The organism is Amycolatopsis sulphurea (assembly GCF_002564045.1).
GTDB classification, from domain to species: Bacteria; Actinomycetota; Actinomycetes; order Mycobacteriales; family Pseudonocardiaceae; genus Amycolatopsis; species Amycolatopsis sulphurea.
The window spans coordinates 1,834,703-1,853,721 of sequence record NZ_PDJK01000002.1; the positions used below are offsets into that span (position 1 = coordinate 1,834,703).

The 19,019-nt window shown below is 68.2% G+C and carries 15 protein-coding genes; 2 read left to right on the plus strand and 13 right to left on the minus strand.

All coding sequences use genetic code 11. From position 1 onward, the window contains the following. Positions 1-50: 50 nt before the first annotated feature. From ATK36_RS14570 to ATK36_RS34680, 9 genes are read right to left on the minus strand one after another with little or no spacing between them, the layout of a single operon-like run. On the minus strand, positions 51-1,067 hold the full coding sequence (locus ATK36_RS14570; RefSeq protein WP_098511915.1) for a hypothetical protein: 1,017 nt from the start codon (positions 1,065-1,067) through the stop codon (positions 51-53). Next, positions 1,064-2,689 carry a PEP-utilizing enzyme gene (locus ATK36_RS14575; protein ID WP_098511917.1) on the minus strand — a complete coding sequence of 542 codons (1,626 nt, stop codon included), beginning with the start codon at positions 2,687-2,689 and terminating at the stop codon, positions 1,064-1,066. Before ATK36_RS14575 ends, ATK36_RS14570 begins: the two co-directional genes overlap by 4 nt. Beyond that, a complete protein-coding gene (locus ATK36_RS14580; protein ID WP_098511918.1) occupies positions 2,686-4,023 on the minus strand; it encodes a PEP/pyruvate-binding domain-containing protein in 1,338 nt (445 codons plus the stop codon). Before ATK36_RS14580 ends, ATK36_RS14575 begins: the two co-directional genes overlap by 4 nt. Then, positions 4,020-4,682, minus strand: a complete 663-nt coding sequence (locus tag ATK36_RS14585) for a hypothetical protein (RefSeq protein ID WP_098511920.1) — start codon at positions 4,680-4,682, stop codon at positions 4,020-4,022. The genes ATK36_RS14580 and ATK36_RS14585 overlap by 4 nt, the downstream gene beginning before the upstream one ends. 35 nt (positions 4,683-4,717) lie before the next feature. Further along, entirely contained in the window at positions 4,718-5,638 is a 921-nt protein-coding gene (locus tag ATK36_RS14590) for a spirocyclase AveC family protein (protein ID WP_098511921.1), read from the minus strand. Continuing rightward, on the minus strand, positions 5,635-10,416 hold the full coding sequence (locus ATK36_RS14595; RefSeq protein ID WP_141544439.1) for an SDR family oxidoreductase: 4,782 nt from the start codon (positions 10,414-10,416) through the stop codon (positions 5,635-5,637). The genes ATK36_RS14590 and ATK36_RS14595 overlap by 4 nt, the downstream gene beginning before the upstream one ends. 40 nt (positions 10,417-10,456) lie before the next feature. After that, a complete protein-coding gene (locus ATK36_RS14600) occupies positions 10,457-11,827 on the minus strand; it encodes an acyltransferase domain-containing protein (protein WP_098511924.1) in 1,371 nt (456 codons plus the stop codon). Between the two features lie 53 nt (positions 11,828-11,880). Continuing rightward, positions 11,881-12,450 carry an acyl-CoA thioesterase gene (locus ATK36_RS14605; protein ID WP_098511926.1) on the minus strand — a complete coding sequence of 190 codons (570 nt, stop codon included), beginning with the start codon at positions 12,448-12,450 and terminating at the stop codon, positions 11,881-11,883. After that, positions 12,447-12,674: a DUF5988 family protein gene (locus ATK36_RS34680; protein ID WP_387000907.1), complete on the minus strand. Its 228-nt coding sequence runs from the start codon at positions 12,672-12,674 to the stop codon at positions 12,447-12,449. The genes ATK36_RS14605 and ATK36_RS34680 overlap by 4 nt, the downstream gene beginning before the upstream one ends. A gap of 502 nt (positions 12,675-13,176) precedes the next feature. Between ATK36_RS34680 and ATK36_RS14610 the strand changes: the two genes are divergently transcribed. Continuing rightward, positions 13,177-14,109 (plus strand): Rieske 2Fe-2S domain-containing protein, encoded by a 933-nt coding sequence (locus ATK36_RS14610; protein WP_170069737.1) that lies wholly within the window; start codon positions 13,177-13,179, stop codon positions 14,107-14,109. Between the two features lie 156 nt (positions 14,110-14,265). Here ATK36_RS14610 and ATK36_RS14615 read toward each other — a convergent pair whose 3' ends face one another. Together ATK36_RS14615 and ATK36_RS14620 are read right to left on the minus strand one after the other, a co-directional pair. Beyond that, positions 14,266-14,496, minus strand: a complete 231-nt coding sequence (locus ATK36_RS14615) for a hypothetical protein (protein WP_387000901.1) — start codon at positions 14,494-14,496, stop codon at positions 14,266-14,268. Positions 14,497-14,581: 85 nt separating this feature from the next. Then, positions 14,582-15,340 (minus strand): MerR family transcriptional regulator, encoded by a 759-nt coding sequence (locus ATK36_RS14620; protein WP_098511929.1) that lies wholly within the window; start codon positions 15,338-15,340, stop codon positions 14,582-14,584. Between the two features lie 118 nt (positions 15,341-15,458). Between ATK36_RS14620 and ATK36_RS14625 the strand changes: the two genes are divergently transcribed. Then, a complete protein-coding gene (locus ATK36_RS14625) occupies positions 15,459-17,723 on the plus strand; it encodes a S9 family peptidase (RefSeq protein WP_245914739.1) in 2,265 nt (754 codons plus the stop codon). Positions 17,724-17,934: 211 nt separating this feature from the next. Here the strand turns inward: ATK36_RS14625 and ATK36_RS14630 are convergent, their stop codons facing one another. Both ATK36_RS14630 and ATK36_RS14635 read right to left on the minus strand, forming a co-directional pair. Further along, on the minus strand, positions 17,935-18,516 hold the full coding sequence (locus ATK36_RS14630) for an LppA family lipoprotein (RefSeq protein ID WP_098511930.1): 582 nt from the start codon (positions 18,514-18,516) through the stop codon (positions 17,935-17,937). Positions 18,517-18,549: 33 nt separating this feature from the next. After that, positions 18,550-19,008 carry an alpha/beta hydrolase gene (locus ATK36_RS14635; RefSeq protein WP_170069739.1) on the minus strand — a complete coding sequence of 153 codons (459 nt, stop codon included), beginning with the start codon at positions 19,006-19,008 and terminating at the stop codon, positions 18,550-18,552. Positions 19,009-19,019 lie beyond the last annotated feature (11 nt).

The following is a 19,019-nucleotide window of genomic DNA, read 5'->3' on the forward strand; positions in this document are numbered from 1 at the left end:
CTTTGCCCGGTAGCTGCATTTTCCGGGCCGGCTTTCCGGGAAAGGGCTGGTCATGGTGCCGGGACGGACCGATCCGGGCCGATGATGGGCAGGTGTTCGGACTGTCCACGGTCAGGGGCGAGGTTCGCGGCGAGCGGGCTGGTGGCCGGAAATACCGTCCAATGGGTTCCCTGCCCGGTCTTGTCACCCCATCGCACTGTGCTCAGACTGATAAGCCAGAGCATGTTGGTGCCCGAGGTGACGCTGGGAGACCAGTGCGGTCGTTGGGCATGCCCGGTGATTTCGACAATCTGCTGTCCGGCGGGAACTTCGGGGATGCCGAAGGCGGCGTTGCGGTAACCGCCGACGACAGGGAGACCGTCGACACGGGCCCAGGTTTCGCCGAGGTCGCGTAATCCGTCCTTGTCGTGGATGGCGCAGAAGCTTTTCCAGCGGTCACCGGCCAAGAATGAACCCGGAGTGAGAAAAGTCTGTGCGTCGTCGAGAGCGATAAAGGCCGCTATGCCGAGGTCAAAATCCCAGTTGCGGACGCCCCAGGAGTGGTCGCGGGTGAGGAGCCCGGAGACCGGGGTGTGGTGATCGGCGCACCAGACTTCTCCGGTGAACACCGCGCCGGCGACATATTGGTTGTTGGTGACACCTTTCGCGACGCGATCCAGGTAGACCGAGCCCACATCATGGGGCGGGAGGGGGTGGTGGAAGTCGAGCGTGAATCCGAAGGGGACCTCGCCGGGGGTCTGGGCGTAGAGCCCGTGTTCGTTGGGGCCGCGGACGCCGGCGCCGGCGTAGCGCATCGTCCAGTGCTCGAACGGAGCGTGGATGTCGACGTCAAGGCCGGGGATGGCCAGGGCGTCGTCGCCGGGGTGCCTGCCGCCCAGTGACACGGTCCCCTCGGGTGTCACCACGGTGACTTGGGTGGCGACGTGGCCCTCGTGTGGTTGACGCGCCAGATGGATGGATACGCCGCCGCGGTTTTGCCCGTCCCAGGCGCCCAACCAGTAGGTTTCCTGCCAGCGCGGGTGGGATCCGGCCTCGTGCTGATAGTCGTCGGCGGGCACGAAAGTCATGACTGCTCCCGAGAATGTGGTGGGGTGGGGTTGAGGTGGCGGACGATTCCGGCGGTCGCGTCGACGTGGATCAGGTCGCCGGTACGGAGTCGCCGAGTACCGTCGTCGGTGCCGATGACGCACGGGACGCCGAGTTCCCGGGCGACGATGGCACCGTGGCTGCCCAGCCCGCCGATGTCGATGACGAGGGCTTCGGCCAGGGTGAACAGCATCGTCCAGCTCGGGTCGGTGGTGCGGCAGACCAGGATCTCGCCGGGCTCGAACTGGCCGGCCTCGTCGAGGTCGGTGAGCACGCGGGCTCGGCCTTCGGCGACGCCGCTGCACGCGCCGATGCCCACGATCGGTGCGGCGCTGGGCGCGGTGTCACCGGGTGCGTGCGGGTCAGGGAGGATCGGGTCGGGCATACCGGTGAACGAGGTGGGCAGGCGCACGCCGCGGTAGCCGGTGTGGCGGGCACGGCGGAAGGTGGTGAGTTCGCGGGCGTTGCCCGGGACGGTGGCGCGGAGTTCGGTGAGGGTCAGGTAGCAGGCGTCTTCGGGGGTGTCGAGGTGTCCACCGGCGACCAGCTCGCGGCCGATGCCGTGAGCCGCGTGCCGGGCCACGTCCAGCGCCATCACGAAACTGGCCTTGCTTTGCTGCAGGAGCCGCACCTGGGCAGCGAGCTGGTGGGCGACGATGCGTGTCACGGCGCGGGTGCGGGCCGGTAGCGCGGCGCACAGCGTGCGCATCGCCTGCTGACGCGCCTGCTGACTGCGGGTGGCCTGGGCGTGTGGTTGCTCGCCGGGTGGCCGTTCGCGGTAGGCGGCGATCAACGAGTCCAGCTGAGTGGGATCCTGACGCCAGGAACTGCCGGTGAGGTTGCCCTCGTGCCGGCCGTGGTAACCGTGGCGGCGCAGGAATTCGTGCCGGTCGAGCCCGCCGTGGGCGACGTTCCAGAGGTCTTGGCTCATGGTGGTCTCCTGCACCCCACCGAGACCGGCCACGACTGCCGGATACAGCTCCCGCTGCCCCGCGGCGGCGATGAGCCTGTTCAGGAGGGAATAGTGGGCTTGCACCAGCAGGCGGCAATGCGAGTGCGTGCGCATCGACTGCCGGAAATGCCAGGCCGCATCGATCAGCAACGCCCGGGGATCCGGGACGGGAGCGAATGCGGTGCGCTGCCACCACTGCAGCTCGCGCCGGTAGCGCCGCCGGGTCACCAGGGAATGCCTGACGATCACCGCGGGGGCTTTGCGGGCCACTGTCATGGTGGTGCGCCACGATGTGGACACCGGTGGGGCATCGGGCCGCACCATGCCGAGCAGGTCCCGCTCGAAGTCCTCGGCCATCGGGCCCGGTACCCGGCCGAGGTATCCGCGCAGCAAGTCGACGTTGACGGCCAGCCGGCCGTGGAAGCATCCGTTGGTCGCGTGGTTCTGGTCCGCGGTGGCGGCGCGTTCACCACTGCGCAGAATGCCCAGATCGTAAAGGCCGTCGCGGCACGCGAGATCACACCACTGCTGCCAGAACGACCAGCACAACGGGGACAGGACATCGGTGGTGGCCTCGCCGATGTTGGTGGTACTCCACAGCCGGCCGGGTTCGCTGGTTCCCCGGGTGGGGTCGGTCAGGTCGAGGTTCACGCGTCGGCCTCCTTGTCCGCCACGGTTTCCGGTGCGTGGTGAGCCCAGGTGCGGAACAGGGCGACGTCGGGGTCGGTCTCGTCGCCGGTGCGCGGCCCGGGCAGCATGCCGGGGAAGATGGCGCCGGTGTCGCCGTCGACGGTGACTTGCCGGCCCTGCAACGGGGTGAGGGTGCCGGGGCCGCAGCCGACCACGCAGGGCAGGTTGAGTTCGCGGCAGACGATCGCCGCGTGTGAGGTGGCTCCACCGACCTCGGTGAGCACGGCGCGCGCGGCGAACATGGCCGGTACGTCACCCGGATCGGTACGGGGCCGGGCGAGGACGATGTCGTGCCCGGCGTCTGCCCGCCGCCGAGCGTGCTCAGGGTCGGTGACAACCGTTCCTGAAGCGACCCCGGGGCTCGCGGGCACGCCGCGGCACAGTGGCACGCCTGCGGCCGGAGTCGCCGAACGGTGCCGGCCGAGTTCGGCGAGCCGGCGAGGCCCGACCCGCTGCAGTGCGTGGCTGACGTCGATCAAGCCGGCGCGCCACAATGTCACGGCGATACGCACCGCCGCCACGGGCGCGCACTGGGCGTCGCGGGTCTGCAGCAACCACAACCGTCCGCGTTCCACGGTGAATTCGATGTCCTGCGGCCAGCGGGCGACCTGTTCCAGACTCCGGCCTGCCGCGAGCAGCTGGGTGTGCGCCCGCGGCAAGTGCCGGGCCAGCAGGTCCACCGGCTGGGGCGTGCGCCGCCCGGCGACCAGGTCGTCACCGCGGGCGCGGGGCAGCCACTCCCCGTACGGCTCGGGCCGGCCGGTCATGGGGTTGCAGGTGAACAGGACCCCGGTCCCGGACTCGTCGTCCGTGTCCCCGGACACCATGGCCTGCACCGTCACGGCGGTGCCGCCGTCGTCGGGGATCGCGTGCTCGCGCCGGTAGATCTGCGCGCGGGGTGAGCACCAGGAGTCGAACACCGCAGCCACGGCCGCGGTCAGGCGTCCCCGTGCCTGGGTGGGGTCCGCGCCACCGAGATCGAGGACGGTGTCCAGCATCCCGGGCATGCTGTGGGCGGCGCCGGAGCGCACCGAAACCCGTAAGGGATGCTCGGCCGATCCGAACCGCCTGCCGGTCGCCCGTTCCAGCCGGCCGATCCCGGCCCACAACTCGGCTTCGAGCGCGGCCGGCATCCGGCGCCCGCCGTGATGGTAGTCGCGGCAGGCCCGGGTAGTCACGGTGAACGCCGGCGGCACCGGCAACCCCAGGCCGAGCATGGTGTTGAGCCCCAGGGCTTTGCCCCCGAGCAGGCCGCGGTCCAGACTCGGTCGTCCGTCCAGCCACACCACCGTCATGGTTGCCCGCTTTCCCCGGCCTCTTCGCAGGCGGCGCGGTCGCGACCGGTCAGCTCGAGTAGTTCCTGGTGCAGTTCGAACCAGATGCTGTGATAGCTGTCGTGCAGCGGAGACGCCAGCCACGTCAGGTCACCGGCCGTGACCAGGCCCGCCGCGCGCTCCAGCCGCCGGGGATACACCGCCAGCCGTGGCACGACAGTGGCCAGTCGTTCCAGCACCTTTCGGGTGCGGCGATGCAGCGCCTGGAAGCGGTCGGTGAACGCGGCGGCGGTGATGTCCGCGCGCTGCCAGCCGGTGAGCAATGCCTTGAATTCGGCGTTGACCACCCCGAATTTCGTTACCAGTGGCCGTAACGCTCCCGGATCCAGGCTGCGTCGTTCGAGAGCCAGCAGTTCCGCCAGCCGCGTTCTGCCCGCCGGGGTCAAGCAGGCCCGCTGCCCGGCCCAGACGCAGTCGCCCCGCGCGCACAGTACCGACAACCGTTGGGAGACCACCGTTTCCGGCACCTCGGTAGCCATCGCGAGCAGGTCGATCCCAGCAGCGCCCTTACACCGCAGCACCTGCAGCAGGGCCAGTGCCCCAGACGGATCTGCGGTATCACCACCACCGATCTGGCCGCCGACCGCCGTGATACCGGCAGTGTCGTCACGACGCATCATTGTTCACACCCCGCTTCCTTCCCAGGTGCACGGTCTCACAACTGCCAGCCCGCAGAAATCGCGTTCCAGGAAACATAGAGGAACATGCACAGTTGGGCGAATCCGATCCCGGCGAGCAGTCTCAGTGACAAGCGCTCGCTGCCCCGCAAGAAATGTACTTCAGTGTTACTTTCCTGTGCCCGGTAGATCATGAATGCACCCGGTAGCCCTACGAATATGGAAGGCCCCAAGGTTTCATACCAGGGCATTTGATTAGGTGTTCCCGCGAACAGTGCCAGGTTCGTGGGCATGGGCCAATAGTCCAATTCAAACAACATAAAATGTGAGTCGAGGATGGTGTTGGTGATGATTGCGGCAAGTACGGTCGCAGCCAATGTCCTGACGACTCCCCAGCGGGGCCTGCTGCGGACAAAGCGCCGGAGAACGAAGAGCGCGACATAGACCCAGTAGAGCGAGAGAGCAACAGCGAACCCGGTGGCAGTAATAACCGATTCGACTTGCTGGTCCAGGTTGGGTCCATGCCAGCCAGGGATGTAGCGTGCCCAGCTGCTCACATTGAGGCCATGGGGCGAGGGCAGGAAAACTTGATCTTGATAGTTGAATATCGGTGTCAGCCAGAAGCTGGTGAAGTACCCGATGAAAAATGCTGCGAACACGCTGAGGTGTCCGTCGCGGCGGGAGGTGCGCGCCGCGTGCCAGGCAGTCGCGCAGAATGCTACCACGAGGAAAATCTGCCATACCCACAAGACTGCTTTGTGGGCTGGTGATATTGCGCCGTGGCCGGGTACCAGGTGGAGGCCTCCGTTGATGATCCAGCGTGTCAGCACCCACACCTCGACGGCGAGGAACATGACGCCGATCCCGGCCCAGACGGCTACCGGTGCGGGCATGCGCCGGCGTGCGTCCACGCCTTCAGGCAGGCCCACTCGAGACATGCCGACGGGACTGCCGCTCATGGGTTACCTCCTCCGTGCACGGGTCGCCATTGCGGGTAGTGGATCGGGATCGGGACGGTGCGCACGACGTGGTCCTTGAAGCCGGTGATGCGCACGAGGACCTCCCCCGCCGGCGCGACCGCGTGGTAGCTGCCGGTGGCGGCGTCGTGGTAGAGGTCGAGCCCGGCGGGATGACGGCGGGCAAGTGCGACGTCGGAGTCGGTGGTGAACAGCTCGACGTGTTCGATGCTCAGGGGCACACCCATGTGCAGCAGGCCAGGTCCATGCCAGGTGGACAACCGGCACAGGGAATCCAGCAGCAGGGCGGGCAGGCATAGGTGGGCGAACACGCCACCTGGTTCGGCGTGGGGTAGCCATCGGGCGTGCGCGCCGGTGGGGTCCGCGGTGAGGTCGGACAGGGTGCGCCAGACTCCGGACAGCCGGACGGGGATGTCGGGGCGCATCGTGGTGTCGTCGTCCAGCCGTGCCCGGTATGACCCGGTGCCACCTGGCCGACGCACGGAACCGGGGGGCGCGCCGAGGGTGACGGAGGTGTGGCAGTGCAGGCGGTCGCGACGGAGCAGTCGTCCGTCCGGTGTGGTGAGGTCGGACCGGATACTCACGTCCACCGTGGTGGGATCGCGGTGTACGGCGTGGATTCGGCACGACGCGGGAGTTCCACTGTCCGGATCAGCGTAGAGGGGCTCCTCGATACGGAAGCCCCGGAACCCGGTCAGGGTGGTGCCCGGAGCGAGACGTGTGGCTGCTTCGCCGGCCATGGCCAGCATGATCACCGCGGGCAGCACAGGCCGACCGTCGATCACGTGTTCGCGCAGGTAGCCGTCACGCTCGGGGTCGGCCTGCCAGGTCCAGGATGCGGCAGTGTCCGTATCGGACGGGGCGGGGGTGAGCAGCACCCCCTGCCGGTGGGGCCGGCGAGCGGCGGTGGTGGCCGGGCGGGCTGTGAAGTCCCGGGCACGAGGCCAGCCGCCGTCCTCGCCCAGGCCGTAGAGCGAGACCGGCTCCGGCGGCCGGGGCTCGGCGAGTTCGGTGAGGAACACCTCGGCGCCCTGGTTGTTGGTCAGGCCGGTCATGTGGTGCCGGCGGGAGAGGGTGTCGAGGATGTGGCGAACCATTCCGGTCTCGGCCCACAGACCCCAGCCGATGGTGAACTCGGTGGTGCCGCGCACCTGGCTTTCGTAACGCGCGGCGGCGGTGAGGTACTCGTTGGCCGGTGAGTAGTCGGTGTCGCCCGGCCAGCCGACCAGGCCGCTGGCCGAACTGAAGTTGCACCACAGCCGGGGGGCGGGATCGGCGAACGCCTGCTTGAGGTTGTGATAGCCGGTCACCTTGGTGTCGCGGACGGCGCGGAACCCGGCCAGCGTCTTGTCCGCCACCATGGCCGAGCCCAGCCGCCCGGCGCCGTGGACGAGCAGGTCCACGGTGCCCTCGGTGTCGGTGATCTGGCGGGCCACAGCGTGGATTTGATCCGCGGCAGCGATATCGCAGACGAGGTAGTGCACCCGATCCGCACCGCACAGCCGCCGCAGCCGCCGCAGTGTCAAGGTGATTTCCCTGATCCGCAGCAGATCGTCGAACTGGTGGTTCAGATCGGCCACCCGGAGATCGCGGTCGCTCTTCAGCCTCGCCGCGATGAACGCGGCCCGCGCCGGTGCCAGCTCCCCGTCCGCGGTGTCGAGAAGACCGTCGGGGAGATCCTGCAGGGGTGTGGTGCCCAGCAGCCACACCTTGAGCCGTATGCGCTGGGCGAGTGCGGTCACCGCCACCGAAGTGACTCCCCGGCCGCCTCCGGTGGCTACCACGACCGCGTCGTCGACGAGACACAGTGGACTGTCCGGGCGGGCTGCGGGCAGCGGAGCGGGGCACGCCTGCTCGACGTAGCGGGCCCCACAGCGGTAAAGGAGCACGGCCCGGTCCCGGCATGCGGCCGATTCCGCGGCCAGTTGCTCCAGGCCCGCCGACAGGGTGGCGTCGGTGACCACCGCAAAGGCGGGGCATGGCACCTCGAGAGCCAGGCTGCGGATGAATCCGGTGATCAAGGTCAGGTGCGGGTGGATGGCCTGCCCTCGCAGCGGATCCAGCAGCAGCGCGGCAACGGACCCATGGTCCAGCCGGGCACCGAGGCGTTGACAGGCCAGCAGAGCCCACTCCTGCAGCCGCAGCAGCGCGGCTGAGGGCGCCGCAGGCCACCTGGCCGTTTCATCCCGGGCCGACGCGATGATGCGCACGTGCGGACTAGCGCCGTCCAATGCGGGTAACGCCGTCTCGGTGGATTCGGTGCACAGCAGCGTGGCGCCGGCGCGGCGGGCGGGAGCGGCCAGCTCCGCGGCGATCGTGGCCGAGCTGACCAGGAGCACCCCGCCGGGCGGGATCGGGAGCAGCGGTGCGGAACCGGGGACCGCATCGCGGCGGCGAGCGACCACCACCGACCGGTGCGCCATCGCGGGTGTCGCGGGCCGGTCCGCTCCGGTGGTGGTGGGGTAGAACGTAACGCGCGGCCCGGGATCCTGGCTGGCGATCTCCACCTCGGACAGCCCGGACTCCAGCGCACGCAGCAGACCCAGCGCGCCGTCCGCACCGAGATAGCTGGGCTCGGCCGTGCGCTCCCCCCACCGGATCCGGTGGGTCCTGTCTTCGTCGCCGGGCCGGCCGGTGCCGGTGTGGACCCGGGCCAGCACCGGCCAGCCCTGTTCGGTGGCCAGTGACCGGCGGGTGAGCACCAGCAGGACCGCACCTTCGGCCAGCAGGCCGGGGGCGGTCTCGGTGAACTCGGCCATGATCGGCGTGCTGTTTCCGTTGACCGCCAGCACCAGCGCGACGTCCAGCTCACCGGTGGCCAGGTACCGCCTGGCCACGTGCAGCGCGGCCTGGGTGGAAGCGTGCCCCGAGTCCAGCGCCATGGACACCCCGTGCAGGCGGAGCCGGTTGGCCACCCGTGAGGAGATGACACTGGCCAAGTAGCCCGGCATGGAGTCTCCGTTGGCCGCGGGCAGCCGCTGCTTCAACAAGGCCAGGGACTCGGCCAGGGCATCCTGCCGGGGCAGGGCGCGCGTGAGATCGGTGGCACCTGTGCGGACGGTGTACTCGATCAAGGAGCGGGTGGGACCCATGTGAGCGGTGAACACCCCCGTGGTCTCCCGGTACCGGTGCCACGGTTCACCTTGGTCGGCAACGAACTGCTCGACCGCGGCGATCCCCATGAGGTGGGTTCGATCGGTCGAGCGGGCGGCGACCGGTGGCATCTTCAGCCGCCGGATCGGCGGGAGGGGGTACAGCTCTCCGAACGACCGGGCGGGCGCGTGCTCGCCGGTGCGCACCCAGCTCCGGACTTGCTGCGCCGTCGGGGCGCCCGGGAGGTGCGCGGCCCAGCCGACCAGCACGGTCTCCTGCTCGACAGCCGCGGGGGTGGCCTGGGGTGGATCGGCGTCGGCGTCGAGATCGCCGGCCAGGAGATGGCCGTTGGTACCACCGAAGCCCAGCGCGGAAATGCCCACGACCCGGGGCCGGCCGGGAGTGGGGTGCCACGGCACGTCGCTGACCGGGATGGTCACCGCGCCATGTGGCGCGTCCGCCGGCAACGCCGTGAAATACCGCTCACCGCGAACAATGCCGTGCCGCAACGCCAGCAGGGCATGCACCATCGACACCGCGCCCGCAGCCCAAGCCGCGTGGCCGAGCAGTGGCTTGTTCGACGTACACAACTGCCGGTGCTCGCCGGCCAGTTCGGTCAGTGCCTGCAACTCGACCAGGTCACCGACCGGTGTTCCGGTGCCGTGCGCGATCACCCAGTCCACTGTGGACGGATCGGTGGCGTTGACCGAGCGGGCGCGGTGGATGGCCAGCCGCAGTCCGGCGATGTCGGGAGCCATCACGCTGCCCTGGCCGTCGGTGGAACCACCGAAGCCGCCCAGCACCGCGAGAATATCGTCGTTGTCGGCCACTGCCCGGTCCAGCCGCTTGAGGGTGGCCACTGCGGCGGCGTCGGAGAACAGCACACCGCCGGCGTCCGCGTCGAAAGCCCGCAGTTCGCCGGTGGGCGAAAGGCCATTGAGTTTGGAGAACAGCACCACGTCCCGGCGGGACCCGGTGTTGCCGCCACCGCAGAAAGCGATGTCGCAGTCGCCGGCCAGCAAGCTCTTCGCACCGAGATCGATGGCATACAACGCGGACGAGCAGGCGGTGTCGAGGGCAAGCCAGTCGGTGCCCTCGGGCAGGAGGCCGGCGAACGCGTTGCGTACCACCATGTCCGGCAATGCCTCCCGCCGCCGATGGGCCGCACGGGGATACCGCGCCGCCAGCGCGGCGGGATCGCCGCCGTGGCCGGCCGCGACCGAGGTCAGGATCGACTCCTCCAGCGTCAGGCTGCCGCCCGAGGTCGCGGTCATATAGCAGCCGAAGCGGTCTTTCGTCGCGGTGGCGACGCCCTCGCGCGCTTGCATCAGGCAGTGCCGCAGCAGCACGGTCGTCTGGTCACGCCCCTGCCAGCATCCCCGCTCCAACTCGGCCGAAAGCTCAGGATGCGGACGGAAATCGCGCAGGAACCCGCCCCGGCGGATGTAGCCTTTGTCCTCCGCATCACGGTCCGCCGAGAACCACGGGCCGAGGTCGAACCACTCCGGCTCACCAAAGGTGTTGTGGTCCTGGCCCAGCACCCGCCACAACTGTGCCGGGCTGCTGGCTCCCGGGGCCACCACACCCATTCCCACCACAGCGACGGCCCGCTCGTGCCCCGCCCGAGCCCGGCCCGGGGGACTGTGTCCAGTGAACTCTTCGGTCACGGCGTGAGCTCCTTATACGCGAAGTTCTCAGCAGAGCGGGTCAGGCACCGGTCTGGTCCGGACGTGGTGCCAGCAGGTAGATCAGATCGACCAGTTTCGGCAATGTGCTGAAATCCCGGACCCGGATATCGGAGGTCGGTGTCGGCAGGTCGTAGCGATCCAGCACCTTGACCAGCAGCTCGGTCTTGCGTACCGACGTGATGCCCAGATCGGCCTCGAAATGGGCGTCGTCGGTGAATACGTCCTCGGGGTAGCCGAGGGCGCCGGAGAACAGCTGGCGAAGTTCGGTGGTGAGCTGCGGGCGTGCCGGAACAGCCGGTCCGGCGCCGTTGCCGGACGGGACCGGCGGCTGGTCCGGCGCCGTCGTCACGGTGTCCTCGGAGTCCGCCGAGGTCGCGGGCGGCCGCTCCGCCGGGGCGGGGCCGGTGTGCCGCCGCGGCGGCACGACCGCGGCCGGGTTGCGCACTGCTGTCAGCAGATCGTCCAGTCCCACAGGCTCACGCAACGCGGCGCTGATCCTGACCCCGGCCGGTAGCGACTGCGCGGCCAGGTCCGTCAGCACCGACCTGGCCCCCACCTCCAGGAACCAGTCCACCTCCGCGGAGCCGTACAGGGCCCGGATCGCCTCGGCGAAATACACCGGCCCGGTGAGCTGACCGACGATGAGTTCGCGCACATCGGCGGCATGGGTGAGATAACGGCGGAGAATGGGTGAGTACACCGCTAACCGCGGAGCATTGAGCTGATAGCTACTGGTGGTTTCGGCGAGCCTGCGGGCCGCCGCGGCCAGCAGCGGGCTGTGGTGCGGATGGGGCACGGGCAATCGAGTGGCCTGCACGCCCACGACGCGAGCCAGCTTCTCCACGACCGCCAGACCGTGCTCACGGCCGGCCAGCACCGTCTGCCGCGGAGCGTTGACCAACGCCACACTCAATGTCCAGTCCCCGATCGCGCGGCGCAGACAGTCCGCACGCTCAGCGCCGGCCCCCACCGCGACCAGCCCGCCGCCGGAGTCTGCTTCGGACAGTGCCGCCTCTCGCTCGCAAAGCACCCTGGTCGCGTCATAAGGGGTGAGACAGCCGGCCGCGGCCAACGCCGTCATCTCGCCGGTGCTCTGGCCCAGCACCACGTCCCCCTCGAACCCCTCGGCCCGCAACACCGCGTGCACGCTCAGGCCGATCCCGAAGGCAGCCAGGTGCAGCCGGGTCGGGGTCCGCGCGAGATCCTCGATCTCCGGGCCGTCCGGATCGGTCAGCAGCTCGGTCAGCGCTGGGTGGCCGTACTCCCGCGCCGCCTCGTCGAGAGGTGCCAGCGTCTGCGACACCGCCGGATGATCCGCGGCGAGCTTGGCCAGCGCTCCGGGGGCGTACCCGCCCAGGCCCGGAAACAGAACCGCGGTACGTGAGGTCATCACAATGCTCCCAACAGAAATGTCACGATCGACCGGATGAACGAGCGGAACCCTCAGGCAACCAGCGCACGGGAGGTGTCGGCCCCGAGTTCACGGGTCGCGTCCAGGAACTCCTGCGGCCACGGGCCCGGCGAGAATACGTTTCCCTGTCTACGTGCGCTCATCCAGACCTGTTCGCCCTTGGCGGCGAGCACCTCACCGGTTTCCGTCGCGCGATAGTACTCGAACACCCCTTGCGCGAACTGCATCCGAACCCAGGGAACCGTGATACGGACGAGAACCCGATCGGCGAACCAGATCTCGTTGAAGTACTGGCAGGAACAGGAGTGCGTGACCATCGTGGTATCTCCGCCGAGCGTCTCCATGTAATTACGAATCCGTTCGATACCGAACAATTCGCGGTACTGTCCCTGCCAGTCGATCAGCTTGGAGAAGTACACAAATCCGACGGAGCTGGTCTCACCCATGGTGACAGTGTGGCTGAACTCGAGTTCGACAAGCCCGTCCGGCCTCGTGCGTAAACCGTAGCTGCGGGCTGCCTGGGCCTCTCTCGCGCCATTGCCCGTCGTGGCCGCCAGGTTCACGGCCGAGGACAGTCCCGCAGTGGTGGGTGAATGTTTCATTCGGCGACCCTGGTCCGGTATATCCAATGGAACACTGGCAAAGATCCTCCCTCGTGCTCACGATGGACACCCGAGAACTCATAGTGTTCCCAGCCGGACCGATGCGGGACCTTCACCTGGGAATCCAGTCCACAATCGCTGAGATACTCTGGCGAGACGTCTTCCGGACCACCTTCGAGAAGGACCCTGAGCTGACCCGGTGCTGTCCATTCTGTCCATGCCATGACCGACTCCGGTTGTCCCGATGACCCCTCGGCTCCAAGGCCTGCCACGGTAACGGATCGTCGAGCGCGGGCCAGTGGTTCACCATGGTCATCGTTGCTAGACGGCTGCGGATGCTGACACCGAAGCTAGGCCGCCGTGGAGCCGACCTCAATAGGGTGGTCCACCGTGTGGACCGTGGTTCACCCCGTGGACCGACGCTTTGGCTCCGCCTATAGTGCGGTGTAGCGTCCATGCACGTCGGGCAGACACAGGATTTCTGTGATCAATATACTTCGCCGATTACGACTGCCGACAACGCGCATGGCGAAATATCGTGCTCTCCGCCGCATAATGACAATCTTCACCACCGATGCCGCGTCAACAGAGAAGGGAGCGGTCCGGTTCATGAGGGCCTTAGGAAAACACTCCCCGTTTTGGTCCACCCGTACCAGCGATAGAACCACGCGGCCGGCAGAGAACGGGGCGGTACCACGGCTGCCGTATCCCGACGGCTGGTTCGCCGTGGCCTTCCGTGACGAACTGCCGCCCGGGCGGGTACTGGCCCGGCGTTTCCTCGGCGAAGATGTCGTGCTCTACCGCACCCGCACCGGGTTGCTTCGAGCCGTGCGCCCCTTCTGCCCGCATCTGGGAGCCCACCTCGCCCACGGCGGCAGAATCGAGGGTGACGACATCGTCTGCCCGTTCCACGGCTTCGCCTTCGACCCATCCGGAACCTGCGTGCGGACCGGATGCGGCGCACCACCACCGCCCAACGCCCAGCTGACAACATGGGAGGTGCGCGAGATCGACAGTGTCATCCTCCTTTGGCACCACGCTCAAGGACACCCCCCTGACTGGGAAGTCCCCGCCACACCGGCGGAGGGCCTGTGCGCCCCCCGGCACGTCGTCCACACGCTCAACGACCATCCCCAGGACATTCTGGAAAACGGTATCGACCTCGGCCACTTTCCCCCCGTGCACAATATCGCAGGCGATAACCTGCGCACCCGATACACGGGCAACGAAATGGTGATCAACCTCGACATCAACCCGGTCGAAGGCGGACACGTCGGACTCTTCGGCGCGCTCGGCGCGACGCTGGAGATGCGACTGTACGGCGTCGGGTTCGCGATCGCACGAACCTACATTCCGAAGCTTCGAGCACGCGCCCAGCTCTGGATGCTGCCCACACCGATCGATCCGCTGCACATCGAGCTGAGGATCGCGGGCCGGATCGAGCAAGTTCTCGATCGCAGGCCGCCGGCACCCGTGGCCAGACTGCTCAGCACAGCAATGGTGCTGTTCTTCGACCATGACGTGTCCAAAGACTTGCCCATCTGGACGAACAAGACCTACCTCGACCGCCCCAAACTGATCAAGGGCGACGGCCCGATCATGGAATATCGCCGCTGGGCCAGACAATTCTACAGCGAGAGATCACCTCAGGTGAGTTGATCTCGCCGGAATGGGGATGATGGACGCGCGTGAGCCTCGTCGACGAAGGTGGGCTGGTCAGCACCTCGATCGCCGCGCAGGATCGGGATGCGGGCCGGTCGTGGGCTGGTCCGGGCACGCCGGTGACGTCCCGGTCAGGCGTCCGGCGGACAAGTGTCACCAGCGTGCGCGGCCAGTCCGTCGCCGATGAGGGATCATGTCGCCGAGTTGGCTGGACGCGTGGTTCACGCCGGTGTCGAGCACGGTGCCCAGGTGGAACTTGTCGCCGGAGACCGGGCCCGGACCGTAGCGGAACGCCCAGCCGCCGTGCGGGGTGCCGCCCGAGCCGTCCGGATCCTCGACAATGCCGTCGAGCGTCAGGAATTCGGCAACGATGACCTTGTGCATGGTGTCCTCCTCCGTCGGTGCTTTCGCCGGGTGGACGAGCGGCTACGGCGCCCAGGGACAGGCAGACGTTGTGGCCTACGTCACATCACTGCTGCGCTGCTCCCGGAACGGCGGCAGGCACTTCCGGCCCGGCCTGCGCGAGCCGTTGTTCGATCCGGTGCAGCACGAGGCGCTGGACCGGCGGGAGGTTCTGTTCACTCAGCTCATCCAGCAGCGCCTTCGCCCGCCGGTCGAGCCGTGGCAGCTCGCGCAGTTCCGCGGTCATCGGTTTCAGCAGGGCGGCCATATCGTCGACCAGCTGAGCGAGGTCGTCTTCCGGCGTGTTCGCGTCCAGGGCGTAGAGCCGCGCCGCGAGGGGAGCGATGGCCGGCGTGCTGGTGCTGAGCACGGCGAAGAATTCGGCACGGCCGGCCTCTTCGAGCAAGTGCCCGGCCAGTAACAGATGCTCGTGCTGGTGCCGGTTCATCGGGGGCTCCTGCGCGCCGGGCGAGCGGAGAGCGGCGAGGTCCGGGGGCAAGTCCGGCGGGGAGCCGGTGCGGCGCAGCACGGCGATGCTTTCCCGCCGCGCGGTGAGCCGGTCGATCTCGGCGGCGGTCTTCCGGTCGAGTTCGTCCAGCAGGCGCTCGGCGGCGGCCGGATCGTCCAGCACCGCGGGGATGCCGGCCAGCGGGACGCCGAGGGCGGTCAGCCGGGTGATGCGCAGCAGCCGGACCAGGTGGCCCACGTCGTACTGCCGATAGCCGCCCGCGGACCGCGGCGGTTCGGGCAACAGCCCCATCTGGTGGTAGTGGCGCAGCATGCGGACGGTGACCCCGGCAACGTCGGCGAGTTCGCTACTGAGCAACGGTTCTCTCCTTCGGCCGGGCGCGGCGACGGTTTGTGACCTGGCTCACCTTAGCGTTGACCCCGACGCGGCGTCGGAGCGTGTCGTCGTCGGCCTGGTCCCGACGAAAGGATCCGCTGTGATCGACTCGGCCGAACACGTCCAGCTCACCACAACCGACTACGCCCGCGCGGAACAGATGCTCGCGCCGTACCGGGCACGGCTCGTGCCGCGGGGCGAGGTGGTCCCGCAATGGTCGGACGACGGGGCGCGATTCTGGTACGAGGCCGGGGGACGCCACGTCCTGGTCGAGCCCGCGACGAGCACCCGGCGCGACGCGTTCGACCACGACCGGCTCGCCGCCGCGCTGTCCCGGGTGAGCGGGACGGCCGTGGAGGCCGACGATCTGCCGCTCACGTCGATCGAGTTCGAGGTCCCCGGCGTCATCCGCTTCTCCGCGTTGGACGCACGCTGGGAATGGTCGGATCAGGCCGGGACCTGCACCCGGGTCGAGGACGACCCGGTGCCGTTGCCGTGGGAGATCGCGTCGCCGGACCGGGCGTGGGTGGCGTTCCGGCGGGACGGCAACGTCTGGGTGCGCAGCCGGGACGGGGAGCAGGAGTTCGGGCTCACCGACGACGCCGAGGAGCACTGGGACTACGGCGGAGTGGCCGAGGCCGCGACCAAGGTGAAGCTGCCCCTGCTGGGGATGGATTCGCTGCTCGTGGCGGAATGGTCGCCGGACTCCACCCGGTTGATCACCCACCGGATCGATCAGCGCGAGTTGCCCGAGCAGGTCCTCGTGGAATCCAGCCCGAAGGACGGCGGACGGCCGGTGACCCACCGGGTGCGCTACCCGATGCCCGGCGACGAGGCGCAGCCGACGATGACGTGGCACGTGCTCGACGTGCGCACCAAGGAGAACCTGACCGTCCCGGGCGAACCGGAGATCCTGGGCACTCCCTACGCCCTCCAGCGCCGGTGGTGGTCGGAAGACGGCGAGACCGTGCACGTCCTGCACCAGTCCCGGGACGGGCGCACCCTCGAACTGCGCCGCCTGGACCCCGCAACCGGCGCGATGAAGACGCTGATCACCGAGACCGCCGAGACTCGCGTCGATGCCTCGCCGTTCCTGCACGTGTCGCCGCTGGTGCGCTTCCTGGATTCGGGGGAGATCCTGTGGTGGTCCCAACGCGACGGCTGGGGACACCTATATCTCTACTCGGCCGAGGGCGAGCAGCTCGGGCAGATCACCGAGGGACCCTGGCTCGTCCGCGAGGTCCTGCGGATCGACGAAGACCGCCGCCGGGTGTGGTTCCTGGCCTGCGGCCTGAGCGAGGACCCCTACGTCCGCCAGATCTGCCGGGTGGATCTCGACGGTGGCGAGTTCGCGCGGATCACCGAGGACGAACTGGACCACGACGCGATCGCCCCGCCCAACGGCGAATACCTCGTCGACCGGGCCTCCACCATCGCGCTTCCGGCCCGCTCCCGGGTGCTCGGCGCCGAGGGTGAGGTGCTGGTGGAACTGGAGGCCCCGGACACGTCCGCGCTGGAGGCAGCCGGGTGGAGCCCGCCCGAACGATTCCAGGCGCTCGCCGCCGACGGGCACACCCCGATCTACGGGCTGTTGTGGCGCCCGCACGGCTTCGACCCGGCGCGGCGGTACCCGGTCGTGGATCACGCCTATCCCGGACCCAACATTCAGCGCGCGGCGCCGGCGTTCCGCAACCTGTTCACCGGTGAGGCCGAGGCACTGGCCGCACTCGGATTCGCCGTCGTCGCGGTCGACGGTCGGGGAACTCCCTTGCGCAGCAAGGCTTTCCTTGACTACTCCTACGGCGACCTCGGCATGGCCGCGGCGCTGGACGACCACGTCGCCGCCATCCGCGAACTCGGCCGGCGCCACGCCTGGCTCGACACCGACCGGGCCGGCATCACCGGCCACTCCGGTGGCGGATTCTTCACCGCCCGGGCCCTGCTGACCCACCCCGAGTTCTACTCGGTGGGGGTCGCCCAATCCGGCGCCCACGACTTTTCGATCTACCTGCCGTTCTGGGTCGAGCACAATCACGGGGAAATCACCGAGGACAATCGCCGGGCGCTGGTCAACACGCTGTCAGCCGCCAACCTACGCGGCAAGCTCCTCCTGATAGACGGCGAACTGGACGACAATGTGCTGCCCTACCAGAGTTTGCGCCTGGTCAACGCACTCATCGACGCCGACGCCGATGTCGACATGCTGCTCATTCCCGGCGTCGAGCACAGTCTCCACGGCCGCCACCACTACGTCACGCGGCGTACTTGGGACTACCTCGTGCGCCACCTGCACCGCACGGAACCGCCGCCCTACCGCGTCGCACCGTTCCCGCCGAAGCCGATCTGGGCCATCCAGCCGAGTTGAACACGTGGATCGCGGTGTCGCCGAGGCAAGCGGCGCACCGCGATCATTTCTTTTGTGTTGCACCGGTTCGGCGGTTCCGCTCAATATTACTCGTGATCTTCCCGCTGCTATTCGCCTACTATGTTCCAGCAGGTCGTCCCATCGAGAGGTCGAGCGCAAATTCCCGGCCGCATAGACATCTGCCACTGGGGGACTGCTTATGGCTGAACCATCAGTAGCTGGGACCCTGGGCTGGCGTGCCGCGTTTCTTGGCTTCAGCGGTGAGGTGACAGCCGGACTCGAAAGTCAGTCCGACGTTCTTACCGACGCCGAAAGTAAGCTCTGCGTTATACTCATCGCGAAAGATGGACTCGTGGTTGCCTGGTTGGTTAGCGATCACCTTAGGGTGCGCGTCGAACCCATACTGATGCGCCACTTCGCCCACTGTAGCGAGCGCACGTTCCCACTGGTCGTCGCGAAACCCGCCCGTGCCGACCCAATTGCCCATTCCTCGAACAATCGCGTCGTGTGTTCGCAAGCCCGCGTTCACTGCGGCAAAGTCGTTCCCACAGGAAGCCGAGGTCTGTTCCAAGCTTTGCCGCCATTGCAACGTCGGGAATTCGGCGACTAGCCGCTGTCGTGTCTCGCCGTACATCTGTTCGTAGCGTGCACTGGCCTGGTCTATGTCGGGGCGTTTCATCAGTTCCGCGAACTGTTGTGTCCTCTGGTCCATCGTCGTCTCCCGTGGCGCGTCTGGGCCGGTGCATGCGGCGAGGGTACGGCAAGCAAGAGAGCGGGGAGCACCGGTCGGCATAGGCGTTTCATGTTGCGCAGGGGTACCCCTTGGTCATCGTGGTGGCGGCTGGGGGACGCGACCGGGCGGCGCGGGGATCGGCTGGCCCGGTGTCGGCGGCGGCGACGGAAGGGAATCCGGCGGGATATAGCTGACCTTCAGGTCAGGTCGTCCCGCGACGACACTGGCCATGTTGTATTGGCTGGTGGATTTGCCTTCTAAGTACTGGCCGTGTTCGTGTGTGACGTGTAGGGGCTGCCCGTCCACGCCCACGGCATTCTCGGTCGACAGGCGGTGGATCCCGTCCAGTGAGTCCGACGCGATCCTGCCTTGCGCGTCGTCATATGGCGAGGCCCCGAAGTGGTTGGCGACATCCAGGCTAGGCACCGGATCTTGATCTGACCAGGCCGAGAACATATGGCCCTCAGGAACTTTGAGATCGGCGCGTGAGTTGGCGCCGAGACCAGGAGAGCCGAACACCACCGCGTCGTTGACCGGGGTGTCATGCTGCAAGGCCGTTACGC

Coding starts and splice junctions, on each gene's coding strand:
- ATK36_RS34680 (WP_387000907.1), bottom strand. CDS start 12,674: ATGGCATGGACAGAATGGACAGCACCGGGTCAGCTCAGGGTCCTTCTC.
- ATK36_RS14570 (WP_098511915.1), bottom strand. CDS start 1,067: ATGACTTTCGTGCCCGCCGACGACTATCAGCACGAGGCCGGATCCCAC.
- ATK36_RS14590 (WP_098511921.1), bottom strand. CDS start 5,638: ATGAGCGGCAGTCCCGTCGGCATGTCTCGAGTGGGCCTGCCTGAAGGC.
- ATK36_RS14580 (WP_098511918.1), bottom strand. CDS start 4,023: ATGACGGTGGTGTGGCTGGACGGACGACCGAGTCTGGACCGCGGCCTG.
- ATK36_RS14585 (WP_098511920.1), bottom strand. CDS start 4,682: ATGATGCGTCGTGACGACACTGCCGGTATCACGGCGGTCGGCGGCCAG.
- ATK36_RS14605 (WP_098511926.1), bottom strand. CDS start 12,450: ATGAAACATTCACCCACCACTGCGGGACTGTCCTCGGCCGTGAACCTG.
- ATK36_RS14630 (WP_098511930.1), bottom strand. CDS start 18,516: ATGCCGACCGGTGCTCCCCGCTCTCTTGCTTGCCGTACCCTCGCCGCA.
- ATK36_RS14615 (WP_387000901.1), bottom strand. CDS start 14,496: ATGCACAAGGTCATCGTTGCCGAATTCCTGACGCTCGACGGCATTGTC.
- ATK36_RS14600 (WP_098511924.1), bottom strand. CDS start 11,827: ATGACCTCACGTACCGCGGTTCTGTTTCCGGGCCTGGGCGGGTACGCC.